Raw genomic sequence first — 16,149 nt, 5'->3', positions numbered from 1 at the left:
TTTAAACCAATTTAAAAGTATGAAAAAAACTCAACTTCGGAAGTCGATTTCTTCGTTCCGGAAATTAACGAAATTCCTATTGATTATGAAACTCACCGCGCTGTTCATCCTGGTGGCCACCACACAAATTTCGGCCAAAGCATTTTCACAGGACGAGAAAATCAGCCTTCACCTCAGGGATGCAAATCTGGGCAAATTGTTCAAAGTAATTGAGAGCAAAACGGATTTCCGGTTTGTTTACAGCAACAACATTTTACCAACTGATAAAACGATAAACATAGACGTCAGCAACACGCCTTTATCAAAAGTATTGACGACCGTCCTGTCCAATACATCGCTTACCTATTCCTCATTGGAAAATAATCTGATTATCATCTCTCAAAAAAGTTCAGAGGCCGTCTTCCGCAAAATCACCGGCAAAATAACTGATGAAAACGGTAACCCATTAATAGGGGTAACGGTGAAGGTTGTCGGCTCTAGCCAGGCAACCACTACAGATACAGAAGGTAACTTTTCATTGGAGCTTTCAGATGACGCCCAGTTGCAATTTAGCTATGTGGGATACAATACTCAAACGGTATCAACGGCGGGCAAAACAACGATAAACCTCGTAATGATTGCAAATATTAACAGCCTTAGCGACGTGGTAGTGGTGGGTTATGGAACTCAGAAAAAAGTAAATCTTACAGGAGCTGTTTCTCAAATTGATTCTAAACTGTTAGAGGATCGGCCGATAGCAAATGTAAGCCAGGCGTTGCAAGGAGCGATGCCAGGCTTGAGTATTAATTTTAATGACGGCCGTCCGGGAGCCAATGGCAAAATCAACATACGCGGTTTTACCTCAGTAAATGGAGGACAACCGCTTGTATTGATTGATGGCGTACCAGGAGATATCAATATGCTCAATCCGCAGGATGTAGCAACGGTTACTGTGTTAAAAGATGCTTCATCTGCGGCCATCTATGGTGCGCGGGCAGCCTATGGGGTAATCTTAGTCGTTACCAAAAAAGGAAGGGCAGGGAAGCTTCAAGTAACGTATAGCAATAATTTTTCGATAGCCAACTCGACTACCAGCCACGATTTCATGACCGATGGATACGCTACCGGAAAGCTGATAGATGAAGCGTTTCAAATCAGCACCGGAAATATTTATACCGGTTATACTGATGCAGATTATGAAGAATTGCAAAAGCGCCGAACTGATCATTCTCTTCCATCTGTTGTAGTTCAAAATCGCAATGGCCGTGATCAGTATGTTTGGTACGGAAATACAGATTGGTGGAATTATTTCTTCCACAATAATCTTCCTTCCATGACGCATTCTTTACAATTTTCCGGAGGTACCGACAAAATAGACTTCCTGCTTTCAGGTCGCTTTTATGAGCAGTCAGGAATCATGAAGTTTCATCGTGATAAATACACGGCCTACGATTTAAGAACGAAGGTAAATGCGCACATCAACTCATGGCTCACCATCAGCGATAATCTCCAGTTTTCAACAAATACATACAATTACCCGGGAGCGGGCTCAGCAAGCGATGTAAACACGGCCTTTGTTTACCTTGGCGTTCATATGCTGCCTTCTTATGTTCCAATGAACCCCGATGGAACATTTACTTACCGCAGCCAGTTGAATAATTACGGAATGGCCGATGGCAGAAATCTACAGCTTGAATATGGAAAGGATAAATCACAAACACAGGAATTCGTCATGACGAACACCGTCAGCGTAAATATTCAGCCAACTAAAGAGCTGGAAGTGATTGGTAGCTATAGTTACCAGTTGAATCCTTATTCCGATTTCCACAGGAGCACTGTCACCCCATGGTCTATCTATCCCGGCCAGATTGATTATTTAGGGACTGATCTGTATACAGAATCTGCCAGCCAGGATCAATACCAGGTGGTAAATGCTTATGCTACTTTTACCAAAAGCCTGGGTGAGCATAATATAAAAATACTCGCGGGCTATAATCAGGAATATAAAAAATATCACACAATAGATGGAAGTGCTAACAATCTTCTTTCTGAAGATCTGAATGCGCTTGATTTAGGAACCAGCGGACAAAAAGTGGGCAGTAATTCCGTTGAGTGGGCATTGCGTGGATATTTTGGCAGAATAAACTACAGCTATAAGGATAAATACCTTTTCGAAGTGAACGGGCGTTATGATGGCAGTTCTCACTTCCCTGCTGATAGCCGCTTTGGCTTTTTCCCTTCTGTTTCCGCAGGGTGGCGCATCAGCCAGGAAAAGTTTTTTGACGGATTGTCCGGTGTTATCTCTGAACTGAAGATCCGCGGTTCCTATGGGTCGTTGGGAAACCAATCGCTAAGCACGAATTTGCGAAGTCAAAACTACCCTTACATCCCCGTGATGAATACAGGGCTTTCCAACTGGTTGCAAGGTGGTAATCAATCTCAATATTTGCGCGTGGGAAGCCCGATAACTCCGCAATTAACGTGGGAGCGAACCACGTCTTCCAATGTTGGATTAGACATTTCATTTTTAAGCAACCGCCTTAGCGCTACAATCGATCTGTATGATCGGAAAACACTTGACATGCTCGTGGCAGGAAGAACATTGCCAGCCGTGTTCGGCGCCTCTTCGCCCAAACAAAATGCGGCAGACCTCGATACAAAAGGCTTTGATTTGTCCATTCACTGGGAAGACAGAACTACGATTAAAGACAAACCATTTTCCTATAACATAGGCATCGTTCTTTCGAATTCGGAATCGCACATTACAAAATTTGACAACCCAAGCAAACTTCTCAGTAATTATTACGTGGGCCAAAAACTGGGTGATATTTGGGGGTATACTGTTGACGGGTATTTTGAAAGCGATGATGCTGCAAAAAATTATGCTGTAAACCAGGACTATGTCAACAGAACGCGCCTGAGTTCGCCAGGGGATGGACGAAACCTGCAGGCGGGCGATTTACGCTTTGTGGATCTGAATGGCGATAATGTGGTTAATGATGGCAAGAACACACTGTCAGACCATGGTGATTTACGTATTCTTGGAAATAGTCTTCCAAGGTTTCCTTTTGGAATTACAGGAGCCGCAAATTGGAATGGATTTTCTGTCTCGGTGTTTTTTCAGGGAGTAGGGCGCCAGGACTGGTATCCCGGCAATGAAACCTATTTCTTCTGGGGTGTTTACGGACGTCCTTATTATAGCTTTATTCCGAAAAATTTCGAAAGCAAAATATGGAGCCCCGAAAACCCTGATGCGTATTTTCCAAAACTCAGGGGATATGTGGCCTTAAACGGAAACACAGAGCTAAGAAGTGTGAATAATAAGTATATGCAAAACACTGCCTACATCAGGCTCAAAAATCTTACTATAGGTTATGATCTTCCCAAGTCGCTGCTTCAGCGCATGAAAATCAGCAATATAAAAGTTTATGTGAGCGGCGAAAATATTTTTACTGCCACCAGGTTGGAAACAAAATATATTGACCCTGAACAGGTATCAGCCGATCCGTCCGGTTCGCGCGGCGATAATAACGCAAGAAATTACCCTTTCTTTAAAAATTATTCTTGCGGGCTGAATGTTACCTTTTAGGCTTAACTAATAAACCAAATAAAATGCACAAATCAATTTATAAAATTGCCTTTTTTTCCATAGCTTTTTCGGGATTTATCCTGCTATTAAGTTCATGCAGCAAAGATTTTCTAGACAGGGAACCATTGTCACAATTGTCGCCTGGGAGCAGCTTTAACAGTGCGAGCCAATTGCAGCTTTATACTAATTCTTTTTATAATGATATTATTCCTGATGCAGTCAGCCTTTATAATGAACAGGTGGATAATATCGTGGTTACCTCACTTTCAAATGAACTTACCGGCGCCAGGACCGTTCCGGTGAGTGGAGGAGGCTGGAATTGGGGCGCTCTTAGAAATATTAATTTCTTTTTGCAGAATTATACAAAAGGCCATCTGCCCGACAATGTATCCGCACCTTATGTTGGCGTTGCCAGGTTTTTCAGGGCCTATTTTTATTTCAATATGGTGCAGACCTTTGGCGATGTGCCGTGGTATTCGGGAGCCATTGATGCTAACGACTCTACTCTGCTTCAAAAGCCACGTGATTCAAGAATGCTTGTTATTGATTCTGTCGTATCTGACCTGGATTATGCAATTGCGAATTTACCCACAAATACTTCTGTCGACAAGGTAACTAAATGGACAGCATTAGCGCTTAAATCACGGGTTTGTCTGTATGAAGGCACCTGGCGAAAATATCACGCTGATGATCTATTTGGAAAAGATAGCTATGGCAAGCCATTAACTGGTGCTGACGAATTATTCCAGCAGGCCGCCGCCGCCGCTGATTCACTCATAAGTAGTGGAAAATACACAATCTATACGAGCACGCCGGCTACAGCCTACCAGGAATTATTTACCGCATCAAATCCTATAGGAAGTGAAGTAATTCTGGCAAGAACGTTCAGTACAACATTGCAGGTTTTTCATACTGTAAATTACTACACGGTATCTCCATCCTACGGCAAACCGGGATTGGAAAAAAAGCTGGTAAACAGCTACCTGATGAAGGATGGTTCACGCTTCACTGATATACCGGATCATGAAAGCATGCAATTTTATGAAGAAGTCCAGAATCGTGATCCGCGGCTTTCAGAAACTATCCGCACGCCAGGATATATGCGTATGGGTACTAACGTAGAAGTAGCTCCCAGCTTTGGAGCTACGGTTACCGGATATCAACTGATAAAATTTGTAACCACGCCTCCGGATGACCGGATCAGCGGAAACACGAATCCTTTGCCGGTATTCAGGTATGCCGAAGTGCTGTTGAACTTTGCAGAAGCTAAAGCAGAATTGGGTACGCTTACGCAGGAGGATATTAACCGTTCTATCAAATTATTACGTGATCGTGTGGGTATGCCTACTCTTGATGTGGCAGCAGCGAATGCAGATCCAGACCCTTATCTTGCCAGCCAATATACTCACGTTTCCGGGCCGGATAAAGGTGTAATCCTGGAGATTCGTCGTGAAAGACGAATAGAACTTGTAATGGAAGGTTTTCGCTGGGATGATTTAATGCGCTGGAAAGAAGGGCATCTCATTTCATTACAATTTTATGGCGAATATTTCCCAGGGCCGGGCGCTTTTGATCTTGATGGCAACGGTAAGCCAGACGTCGTCATTTACACCGACACAAAACCCCCTGTACAGCAAGGCGTGGTATACCTGAAACTCGGCACTGATATTACATTAGAAAATGGCGCAGATGGTGGCAAAGTGACTATTAATGCTAACGTTCCAAAAACTTTTGATGAGGACCGGGACTATTTGTATCCATTGCCAACACAGGAGCTGCTGTTGAATACGAATCTTACTCAAAATCCTAACTGGTGATTTTTTTTGATAGATGGTGTCTCAAAGAATTTGCCGCTACTTTTGAGACATTATCTACCATTTTTGAACAGATAAAATTCAAGTCTTTAAAAATACAATTCGAATGAGGTCAATTTATATAAAATCACTAAACTTAGTAGTCAGCCTGTTTGTTATTATAGTTTGTAGTAAGGCCCATGGAATGGAAAATCCGCAGGCAATTGATAACAAGATTACCACTGATAGTACGCCAGTGAAGATGATGACTTATAACATAAGGCATGCGGCGCCCATTCATCACAGTATTTACGACATACATGTAGACAGCATCGCTGCTGTTATCAAAAAGGAAAAACCTGATCTTGTGGCACTCCAGGAGATAGATGTTCACACCGGAAGGTCAGGGGTGAATTTGGATCAGGCCAAAGAGCTGGGCAAGCTGACAAATATGAACTATTATTTTTCTAAATCAATTGATTATGATGGGGGCGAGTACGGAGTAGCGATATTATCACGTTTTGCCATTAAAGAGCATGACCGATATACGTTGCAAATGCCTGACACCACCGGAGAGCGCCGTTCAGTTGCCATCGTAAGAATTGAAATGTTCCCCGGTAAAGACGTATTGTTTGCTTCTACCCATCTCGACCTGAAGTTCGAAAACAGGATGGCGCAGGTAAATCAATTAATAAAAATTTCCAGGCAAAGTAAGTCCCCTTTAATCCTTGCGGGAGATTTCAACAGCCTTCCTTCGGGAAAGGAAATGCAAAGCTTACGGAAGGAATTCATTTTTCCATGTGTAACGGATTGCCCGCTCACATCGCCATCTGATTCGCCCCGGGTGACAATTGATTATATTGTCTTAAATCCTGAAGCAGCAAAAATCTTGTCCGTTTCAGATTACAAAGCCATCAATAATATCGCCGCTTCAGATCATTTGCCGCTGACAGCAAACGTCAAAGAAAAATAGTTGCCAGAATTGTGGATTATTTATTTTGGTTTACAAATTAGGCTGAAGCATCGTTAAAAATAGCAGCCAATATCGTGTATGCATTACCGTTATCTAGCGATTCGAAATAAGAAAATTGATTATTTCTTTATTCACTGACAAAATATATAAAGCTTTTTAACCTCACACTTTTTTAAGTTATCACAATCTCATCCGTGTAAACAGACATGGTTTGTCCGGCGCGGATGTGCCATGATGGGGCGGTTAACAGGCTTTCCGCATGAACTTTGATATAACGCGCGTCAGTATTCAAATTTGTTGTAAATGAAAAAATGGAAATTTTACTGATACCGGGATTTTCGGCGGGATTAGGGTTATTAGGATTGTTCACGCGGATCGGGTCATTAAATTTTTGTCCATCAGTGGAGGTTTGATAACTCACATATTGCGGCAGCGCCATCAAATGCCAGTCGGGCTGTGCCTGCGGATTTAAAAAATCCATGTTTACCGTATTGACAGGCATCACTGCGCCCAGATCTAATACAAAATCTACGTGGCTCCCGGTATAAAAAACCCAATTCTTATCTGCGGACTGCCACGATTCATAAGACGCAAACATGCCATCTGTAAGGCTTTCCACATCTTTTGATGTAGCGGCAGGATGGGTGATAGCGTTAATTTTTTTCTTAAATGCTTTATCCACATAAGTTTTATCCATATTGGAAAAGATGCGCCGGTAAGCTGCCCGAAAATGTTCGGGAGTGCCACTCCTTTCTCTTATTAATTTTACTTTTTCACGAACGCAGCCATCAACAAACTGGTTCACAAGCGCAACCATCTGTGGTTTTGGCGATACGACACCATTCTTATCGCGCTGGTACATGCTGCGCGGTGTATCAATTTCCGTTCTTCCAATTTGTATCGCAGCATACATGATGGGCAACCGCGCTACCTGTACACGCCTCAACAATTCGGGATTAGCACTTACCGCTTTTTCGGCATCATCAAAAAGTTTTTGATAATGCGACATCATCTCTGCAGACAGGTATCCGTCTTTCGGATCAATAGGACCACCAAAAATATTCAGCTTCAAACCGCTTTTCACTAAAGATTGCTGCATGCTGTCAATATATTGGCGAATAAATGGCGCGGCGGTTGCGTAATAAGATTTTAAAAAACTATCCAAAATAATTTGCTCATCGAGTTCAGGATTCCACATCAGTTGGCAAATCATATAGCTGCGTAATAATGCCATTTCAGCGGCAGGCTCATCGTTTGCCTGCATAAACAGGGCGTTTACATGGTTGTCTCTATAGAATTTGATATTGGGTTTTAGCGTGAAAAGATTTGGAAAAGGATCAAAGTAATTGGTGAATTGAATATTATAATCCCAGATAAGAATATCTTTTGTAAGGGCGCCCCAATCCTTCAGGTCTTTCGAAAATGCCGGATCGGTTTCATACACCGGAGCCTGCCTGGTGCTCTCGATATTGCAAAGCATGATATTTACATTCGGCTCAATCCGGATGTTTTGAGGTGCCTTGCGCGAATACCAATAGGCCAATGTGGAAATAATTTTTTCCGGAAAAGCCCTGGCAACTTGATTTACAAAATAAACAATTGAGCCGCTTGGTACCTTTCCATATTTTTCGTTCAATGCCTTACAATTTTCGCAACGGCAATATTGATCATTATCATTCTGGCTAACCGACCAGTAGGTGGCAGCAGAATTCTCTGCAATCTTTTTTTTCAGACTCGCTATCAATATATCTGCAACTTCCTGGTTGGATAGGCACAATTGAGTTCCCGGCATTCTCACACCATTTATCAAAGAAAAATATTCCGGATGACTTTGGCCATATTGTTCAGGAGACACCAAAGTATTGAACGTGTGAACAAATAATCCCCAGTCGCTCCGCGATGAAAGTTTATTCCAGTCAGAATATTCCTGGTTACCCATCTGGCCGTATGAGGTGGTTCGGTAAGTGATGGGTGGATTGTAGGCATGGCTGGTTGTTCGGGGATTGCTGTTCTTTATGGAAGAAATAAATACATCATCCGGAGCAAGTTTTTTAAATCCTGATTGTTCCAAAAAATCGTACACGCCATAGAGCACGCCCTTTTTAGCGCCGCCTGAAATAATTAAATTTTTGCCGGCAGTTTTAAAGATATAACCATCTGCTGCTATGTTGGCAATATCCACTTTATTGGCTTTTGCAAAATTTGTTTTCCCAATATAAAATGCTTTACTGCCTGTATATTCATTCTCAGCTAATACAGAAATTTTTGAGGTACTTATTTTTGATAAATAGCGCTGAAGTTCTTGCGCCGCTTGTTTCTCTAAATCGCCGGCGTGCAAGGGAACCACAATTTGATAGCCTGATATTTTTAAGGCTGACACCCCATCATTGTATGCCCCGTCTTTAGAATTTGCATTCAGCAATCGTGGCAGAAGTGTTGTTCCTGCCACTAACAGCCCGGATTTTCTTAAAAACTCAAGCCTGTTGATTTCATTGGTTTTATTTGTGTGGTTCATCTCTGCAAATTTTTATGGGAACATTCATATTGTGGGATAATAATAAAGGTAAAAAACTAAACTTCAAAAATTGTATTCAAATATCGCCGAAGAAAATGCTTTTTTAGAACTTGCTTATAATGATTTCAGACCAATGCGGCCAAGGTAACTAACAGGATTTAAGGGATATTTATGAAGAAAGAAATACGGATCTTTTGCTGACTTATAAAGTGAGATTTATAATGGCGACATTGGATATAATGTATCAGCAAATAAAAAAACAGGTTATTTCTTTATTTACTATAGATGAAACCAGCCAACTCTCAGCCTGATATCCCCATAACCCCAATACAATTCATCGCCAAAAATAACATTTCATCCATCTTCTAATGTTCTTAACGTTCGAGCGAATCTAATTTTGACTGCATAAAAAATTTACTTCCAGGTTCTTCATTGCAGACAAGATTGTAATAATGTTTGAACATAGAAGCTAAAAACACGTTTATAAAAATCACTTTATGTCCATAAAAAAAATAATCAAGAGAACCGGAATTATTTTAGTATCTGTTGTTTTAGTGCTTGTGCTTGCCATTTATGCATGGTCAAGTGTAATATTGAACAAAAAATATGATGTTCCACTAACAGATATGCCCATTCCAACAGACTCTGCATCGGTTGCGGAAGGGGCAAGGCTTACACGCGTGGCGCATTGCGGTGATTGCCATAATGAAAACCTGGCGGGAAAAGTTTTCTCTGAAATTCCGCCAAGTCTTGCTACTCTTGTGGCGCCTAATTTAACAAAGGTAATTCCTTCCTACTCCAATGCAGAATTGATACGATTATTACGTTACGGAGTTAAAAAGAACGGCCATACTTTATACATTATGCCTTCATATATGTATCATGAATTAAAAGAAGAAAGCCTGGCAAAAATAATTGCACACCTTCGTACACTGAAGCAGCAGCCTAATACGCCCGGACTTCCCGACAAATCATCCTATGCATTGCTGGGGCGTTTCTTAATTACGCAGAATAAAGTGCCTGCTGTTGCCGACCTTATTCAACCCAATACCAAAGGGAGATATGTAGATTGTGATACTACCCCGGTTTCTTTTGGAAGATATCTGGCAGCAAGCAGTTGCTCTGCCTGTCATGGTCGTGAATTGAAAGGTGAAGAGCATCTTGGCCCGGATCTCATCATTGCAGCCTCTTATAGCAAACAAGACTTTTTTAAATTGATACGGACCGGTGTAGCATTGGGAAACCGCAAACTGGGTTTGATGTCTGAAGTCACCAAAAACTATCTGAGCTATATGAACGATAAGGAAATTGAAAGCATTTATAAATACCTGCAAACAAAGCCCACGCTTGCAAAAGCAAAATAGACAAGCTTAAGATTGACTTGTCTATTCTACTTTTTTATCAAACAGATAATATTAGAATGTTCATACAAATCATGTATCGCAACCAGCTCATGGAATTATTACGGCAATCGTTTGAGGTCTAAAAAGTTTTATTATTTTCGATTTCCCTAATTAAAGGAAATGAAAATAACTCAACTGATAGCAGCGCACTTGCAAGAAGCTTTTGAAGGAAACAACTGGTCGGACGTCAATGTTAAGGATACTCTTGACGGAATTACTTTCCGACAAGCCACCCACGTTACGAATGCATCGCCAAATACGATTGCAGCTCTATTGTATCACATGACGTTTTACAACAAGGCAATTAAGCAGCGATTGCAGGGGATTGAACCTGAGATAAGCGCGGCCAACGGGTTTGATTTGCAGCCGATTACTTCAGAGCACGATTGGGTGCAATTAAAAAAGAACGCTTTCGATACCGTTAACGAACTTGCTAGTGCAATTCGGGATTTTCCTGATGAAAGACTTCCCGAAGAAAGCCCCGTGGGAAAAGGATCTTTCTATAAAAAATTACAGGGTGTAATCGAGCACAATTATTATCACCTTGGCCAGATTGTAATTCTAAAAAACTTAATTAAAAAAAGTCAAGTGGATTGACAGTTACAAATACTGCTGGGCGTATAAGCATTATGTTTTGGAATCATTCACTGGTAAAAGCGTTCTCTTGTTGTAGAATAAAAATACCGTTTATTTATTCTTTTACTATAAAGATTCGGTTTTTAAGCAGTTCAATTTTTTTGATTACCATCGAGTAACGCGTAGGTTCATTTTTCCATTTTAAAAACAAATTGATGAATCAACTGCAAGCCGGTTTTTCCTCCGGAAGATATTTTTATTGATATTTCTTTAATGTTTGATTGCCCATGCTAACAAAAACTGAAACGACTTTTTCATTTTCACGGTTAAATCTGATAATAATTCCCGGACCTTCCAAATAAAAATTGTCTTTTGATTCTGCTGCTAAATTTACCTTGTCGCCTCCTGGTGCCAACACCACTAGTTTTTTATTTTCGATAAAAAATTTCAACTGGTCTTGCGCGCTTTGTCCATATGTTCCGACATATTGCTGTAATACATCTTCCGGAAGTTCAATGCGCTTCTTAACCGTCGGCATTTCAAAAGTTTCATTAAAAGCGATAGAGATAATATTTTTTATAAAATCCCGGGTATTCATATCCTGGAAGTTTGAAAGAAATATTATCGTTGTGTTCTCTTCCGGGAAAACCATGAGCATCGCTGCAAACCCCGGAATGCTGCCTGTATGGCCGATCATGTGATGCCCGTCCTGGATTCTGTTGATCCATCCCAGGCCATAGTTATCGAGTACGGGCGTGGTTGCTCTTGTGAACAAGCTGTCTCCCTGCTTTAATTTTTTCTTCACATATTTTGACCACGTGAAAAGGTCTGACGTTGTTGTAACTAATGCCCCTGCTCCCGATGCCGCAGCTACACTTTCATCATTTCCGATATTTACCCATTTATTATTATTGGGATCAAGCGTATAGCCTAAGGCTTTATCATCGGAAGTTCTTTTAAAAGAATCAATCGCCGAATGCAACATGCCAACAGGTTCAAACACTTTATTTCTAATAAGCGCCGGAAAGCTGGTACCTGAAATTTTCTGCGCGATATAGCTCAGCGCGAGATAATTAAAGTTGTTGTATTCAAACCTGCTACCTGGCTTGAAATGCGAGCTATCGGGATGGAAGCCTTCAACAAGTGCTGTGAGCGATGTAACGTTTGCAGGCGTAGTTCCGCTAATGCCTGAAGTGTGGCTAAGGAGATTTTTAATGGTTATACCGTCTGCCCACCTTGCACTGAAAATGTATTTTGAAACAGGATCGTTTAGCGATAGTTTGTTTTCCTTTATTAATTCCATTATCAGCATGGAAGTAAACATTTTTGTCAATGAACCCGCCCTGAATTCTGTATTGATCGTATTCAACTTCTTATCAGCAACATCTGCATAGCCATACGCTTTATCGAAAATAATTTCATCATTTTTTGCAATCAAAACCGCACCGCTGAACTTTTGCTGTTCGGTATTTGCAACTAAATATTTGTCAGCATTAGCAGGTATATCTTGTCCGTGCGCGACACAGCTTATCACGACAAACAGAAGTAATATTATTTTTTTCATCTTGAAAAATTTTGTAGAAATCGTTATGGAAAGCTGTTTAAGTTCAATCCGGATTGTTATCTGATTGATGTAGAAGTTTGGTTAATCATCAGGCGCGTTCTGTGCCCTGGGCCAGGTAAAAGGGAAAATCGTTTGGTGATTTCAAACCGCTTTCATAGGAACCCGCAGAAGAGGCTGCAGGGTCAAAATAAAATTCAACCCAATCCAACAAGTCCGAAGAACTGTTTGCCCCAACATATACCTTTCTGAAAACGTTGTTTAATTCGCTCTTTGCAGTTATCCGGTATTCTGTCGCCGGCACATCGTAAAAATAATAATTCGCATTACCATTCTGAACAGTGAAAGTCTTTACCACAACTGCTTTCGCTGGCGAACCGTCAAGATAAGTGGCGCCTTCAATGGGTGTAAGTGTAACAGTTACTTTAGTTCCTGCAAGAATTACAGGCACCACATCGTTATAGTTTACAATTCGAAGCGAAGCACCAAAATATCCGGAACCATTTTCAGCACTTGCGGGCCTGTCGGGAATGCGGCCATTGAGTTTCCACACAAAATCTTTTATCACGGATTTGCCATCTGTTGCAAATGCATCATAGTCGGCATCGCTTTTCATTGCGAGTCTGAGGTGATACGCTTTACCTTTGTATTCAACTTCTTTCCATGCATAAATTTTCCAGCCGCCAATAGAAGAAAGTTTCATTTTGTAACGGCCATCAGTGCCTGTGGTTGCATCCACGTGAATGTTGTCGCCCGTTGGATTTTCCGCCCTTACTTTTATTCCGGCAAGAGGTCTGTTTTGTGCATCGGCAGCAATGCCAGTCACAACATTTGCGTCGCCGCTGCCGCCTGTTGCGGGGTTATTTGCTGGCTTTTTACAGGACAAGATTGACAAGCCTGCAACGATTGCAACAGTGGAAATGAAGAAACGGATGGAGGAAAAATTTTTCATTTTACTTGTTCACTTTTTTTTAAGTAAAAAATTGTCGTTTATTAAAAATTTAGATTCATCCTGGTTAAGCAATAGAAAATCTTCTGACAGAGAAATTTCTTTTACGCTTTTGGATTTGATCAAATTCGGCCACAGTAAAATTCCTTTTCCTGCTTTTTTTGAAATTGTTGTCTACGGTTTCTTTTGTTATTACTAACAGGCTTTTTATTTCTTCTGGTATAAGATTTTCGAGAAGATTGTTTGATTGAAGTTTCATGACTTTTGTTTTTGGTGATTTTTTAAATAAATTTCTTTTTGTGTTGGTTATGCCACGTTAGTTTCTAATGATGTGCCAATTCTTAATAAAATGATTTTCAAACAATTAAAAAACTCTTGGTAAATTATGGCTGTTCGCTTTTGATACAGTGATTATCCGCTTATGAGACAAGCGAACAATTAAACTGATTGTATTAGGTAAACCTGCCGCACAGCAGGCAGATAAATAATGCGAAAGGTTAAATGAAATCGAAATGAAAATTTTTGGTACGGTGGATAGCAGGACTTGCAGCACAGTTGATTTATTTACAACCGGCGCCGGTAGCTCTTGTCAACAATAACGCTGGTTAACTTATCAATATCTGATATTAATTTTCTAATGAATGCCAATTGCGCTTTGCCTTCCCCTCTTTGTTCAATTTTAGCGGGTGGTTTAGTTTCCAAATCACGTTCAGGTGCATTTTGATTTTCAAGCTTCTCCAGATTTTCTTTCATACAATCAATTGAGGAATCTAAATAAGAAATTTCCATTTTTTCAACCGGCTTGTGAGCCATTAAATCTGAAGCAATGCTCGATATGTTGGATGACAAAAGATTATTCAATACCACAAATTCATAAATCTCATTTTTATGACGCTGCTTATTTTTCGGCTCGCTTTGCATGCGATGCAGCGCAGCTGCGATGTTAGCGTTGCTTACAAATACTTCTTTGCGCACCAGCTTGTAATCAAGCGAAGCAATTTTTTTCCCTTCCATGAGATCCCGCAGCTTTTGAAGAAAATGAATATTGGCTTTGAGAATGCCGGCCATATAATTTTGCAATTGAGACGATTCCCAAAGAGGAAAGATGAAGTAACTGCCCAACGCTGCCAGCGCTGAACCAATTGCAGTATCCATGAGCCTTTCGCTCGCAACATCCAGCGCTCCGATACCGAGAAAGTGAAAGAGGATCAAAACGTAGGGCGTGAGAAATAACACCATGATGATATAATTCAGGGTTTTAAATGTGTATGTACCCAACATAAAAAATACCAGCAGGCAAAAAATGATCACTTTGTCATGAATAAAATACAACAGCAATAATCCCAATATGCCGCCGCCTATTGTGCCCAATAGCCTGTCTGCATTCTTTTTTTTCGTAAGACTGAAGGCCGGCTTTAGTATAATTATAATTGTCATTAAAATCCAGTAGCTATGATGCCCGTGCAGAAAAAGCCGTGAAAGAATAAATCCCGCGGCACACGTAATCATCACCCGCAATGAATGCCTGAATATAGAAGAATCTAAAGTGAGGTTGTTTCTAAATACCTTCCAGCTAATTGGTTGATGCGATACAAACCTGCGATATTCCGCACGGCTCCTTAATTTCCTTTTTGTCAAAACTTCTTCGTCATAATAGCCGGACATATCTTTAATCTGATCGGCTAGGATTTGCATGCTTGAAAGCACTTTATGTCCAGTCGTCAAATCGCTTTCGTCGGAAAGAGACTCAATTCTTTGTTGCAAAAGTTTTATTTCTTTATCAGGTATTGCCTTATGTTTGAAAGCATTATTGGACTGAACGGCTTCAGCAATAAAGTTTAATTCTGAAGCAAGCTTTTTTAATATGAGGTTCACTTCTTCTAAAATGCCTGTGCCGGCAAATCTTTTTCTTAAATCTGCATAATCATAACCGGTAGCCATTATTTGTTCAAACATATCAACCAGGTCAACAAAAGTTAATACCAGTCTGCGTCCTGTTCGCGTTGATTCCCTTAGTAAAGCCCTGTTTTTAAACAATAATTCCCTTACTTCATTTTGTTTTTCGTTCACCACCACCTGCTGCTGAACCATTTTTTGATATAGCTGCTCCAGGTCTGAATCGATGTTATACATTTCTGCTTTTATAAAAAGGTAATCTGCAGTTTCGCGAATGCAATCGCCCACCGACCTTTGCGCAGGCCTGTATGGCGTAAGCCGAAAGAAAGCCAACGCCACCATCATATACCAAACGCCACCAGCCAGAATTAACAGGCTTTGTATAAAAACCTCGCTGGAAGGAATAATTTTTGTCATCTGCAGAATCATAATCAATAGCGCAGCGAAGCCTATTGATGTGGCGCGGTTTCCAAAAACCGAAAACATGGTAAACACAAAGGAGGAAAATAAAATGAGGACGCCTAAAGTAATTGCATTATGGTTTAAAAAACCTGTGAGAAGCGCGCTGATAAAAACAAACAGGTTACAAAACAGCATCCCGTATTGTTTATGCACCACCGGGCCAGGCCCATCGCTTATGCTGACGCATAATGCGCCCAAAGACAAGGCAAGTCCAATTTCTAATTCGCCTAACCAGGCAAATACCAGCGCAGGAATAATAATTTCCAGGGTGATGCGCACACCATCCGAAAGATATTGGCTGAAGAAAAAATATCGTATTTCGCGTGTTCTTTCCATGTATCGATTACAAAGAAAGAAAAATTTATGTGGCTTTTGGCAGTATCAATGTATTCAAAATAAAAAAACATACAATTTGCTGCTTTACTAAAGTAAAGCCCGCGAGTTAACCTTCTT

General features: G+C 40.7%; 10 protein-coding genes. 5 read left to right on the top strand and 5 right to left on the bottom strand.

The genetic code is table 11. The features are described 5' to 3' along the window. The first annotated feature begins 19 nt into the window (after positions 1-19). The 3 genes from EFY79_RS12565 (at position 20) to EFY79_RS12555 (ending at position 6,334) form a co-directional block, all read left to right on the top strand. Complete coding sequence (locus EFY79_RS12565; protein ID WP_123121062.1) at positions 20-3,568, top strand: TonB-dependent receptor; 3,549 nt, start codon at positions 20-22, stop codon at positions 3,566-3,568. 23 nt (positions 3,569-3,591) lie between these two features. Further along, on the top strand, positions 3,592-5,385 hold the full coding sequence (locus EFY79_RS12560; RefSeq protein WP_123121061.1) for a RagB/SusD family nutrient uptake outer membrane protein: 1,794 nt from the start codon (positions 3,592-3,594) through the stop codon (positions 5,383-5,385). Between the two features lie 103 nt (positions 5,386-5,488). After that, the gene (locus EFY79_RS12555) at positions 5,489-6,334 is read left to right on the top strand and encodes an endonuclease/exonuclease/phosphatase family protein (protein WP_123121060.1); all 846 of its coding nucleotides are present in this window, start codon (positions 5,489-5,491) and stop codon (positions 6,332-6,334) included. A gap of 172 nt (positions 6,335-6,506) precedes the next feature. Here the strand turns inward: EFY79_RS12555 and EFY79_RS12550 are convergent, their stop codons facing one another. After that, complete coding sequence (locus EFY79_RS12550; protein ID WP_123121059.1) at positions 6,507-8,849, bottom strand: DUF4838 domain-containing protein; 2,343 nt, start codon at positions 8,847-8,849, stop codon at positions 6,507-6,509. A 497-nt stretch (positions 8,850-9,346) separates the two neighbouring features. Between EFY79_RS12550 and EFY79_RS12545 the strand changes: the two genes are divergently transcribed. Both EFY79_RS12545 and EFY79_RS12540 read left to right on the top strand, forming a co-directional pair. After that, complete coding sequence (locus EFY79_RS12545) at positions 9,347-10,213, top strand: c-type cytochrome (protein WP_123121058.1); 867 nt, start codon at positions 9,347-9,349, stop codon at positions 10,211-10,213. 159 nt (positions 10,214-10,372) lie between these two features. Further along, complete coding sequence (locus EFY79_RS12540; RefSeq protein ID WP_123121057.1) at positions 10,373-10,849, top strand: DinB family protein; 477 nt, start codon at positions 10,373-10,375, stop codon at positions 10,847-10,849. 235 nt (positions 10,850-11,084) lie between these two features. Here EFY79_RS12540 and EFY79_RS12535 read toward each other — a convergent pair whose 3' ends face one another. The 4 genes from EFY79_RS12535 to EFY79_RS12520 all read right to left on the bottom strand — a co-directional run bounded on the left by EFY79_RS12535 (position 11,085) and on the right by EFY79_RS12520 (position 16,032). Further along, positions 11,085-12,392, bottom strand: coding sequence for a serine hydrolase domain-containing protein (locus tag EFY79_RS12535; RefSeq protein WP_123121056.1), 1,308 nt, complete (start codon positions 12,390-12,392; stop codon positions 11,085-11,087). An 88-nt stretch (positions 12,393-12,480) separates the two neighbouring features. Continuing rightward, a complete protein-coding gene (locus EFY79_RS12530; RefSeq protein WP_123121055.1) occupies positions 12,481-13,341 on the bottom strand; it encodes an Ig-like domain-containing protein in 861 nt (286 codons plus the stop codon). Positions 13,342-13,405: 64 nt separating this feature from the next. Continuing rightward, the gene (locus EFY79_RS21290; RefSeq protein WP_148041915.1) at positions 13,406-13,597 is read right to left on the bottom strand and encodes a hypothetical protein; all 192 of its coding nucleotides are present in this window, start codon (positions 13,595-13,597) and stop codon (positions 13,406-13,408) included. 305 nt (positions 13,598-13,902) lie between these two features. Then, a complete protein-coding gene (locus EFY79_RS12520; RefSeq protein WP_123121053.1) occupies positions 13,903-16,032 on the bottom strand; it encodes an FUSC family protein in 2,130 nt (709 codons plus the stop codon). Positions 16,033-16,149: the final 117 nt, after the last annotated feature.

The sequence above is a fragment of the Hanamia caeni genome (assembly GCF_003721595.1).
Taxonomy (GTDB): domain Bacteria; phylum Bacteroidota; class Bacteroidia; order Chitinophagales; family Chitinophagaceae; genus Ginsengibacter; species Ginsengibacter caeni.
This window is presented reverse-complemented; position numbering and strand designations above follow the sequence as displayed.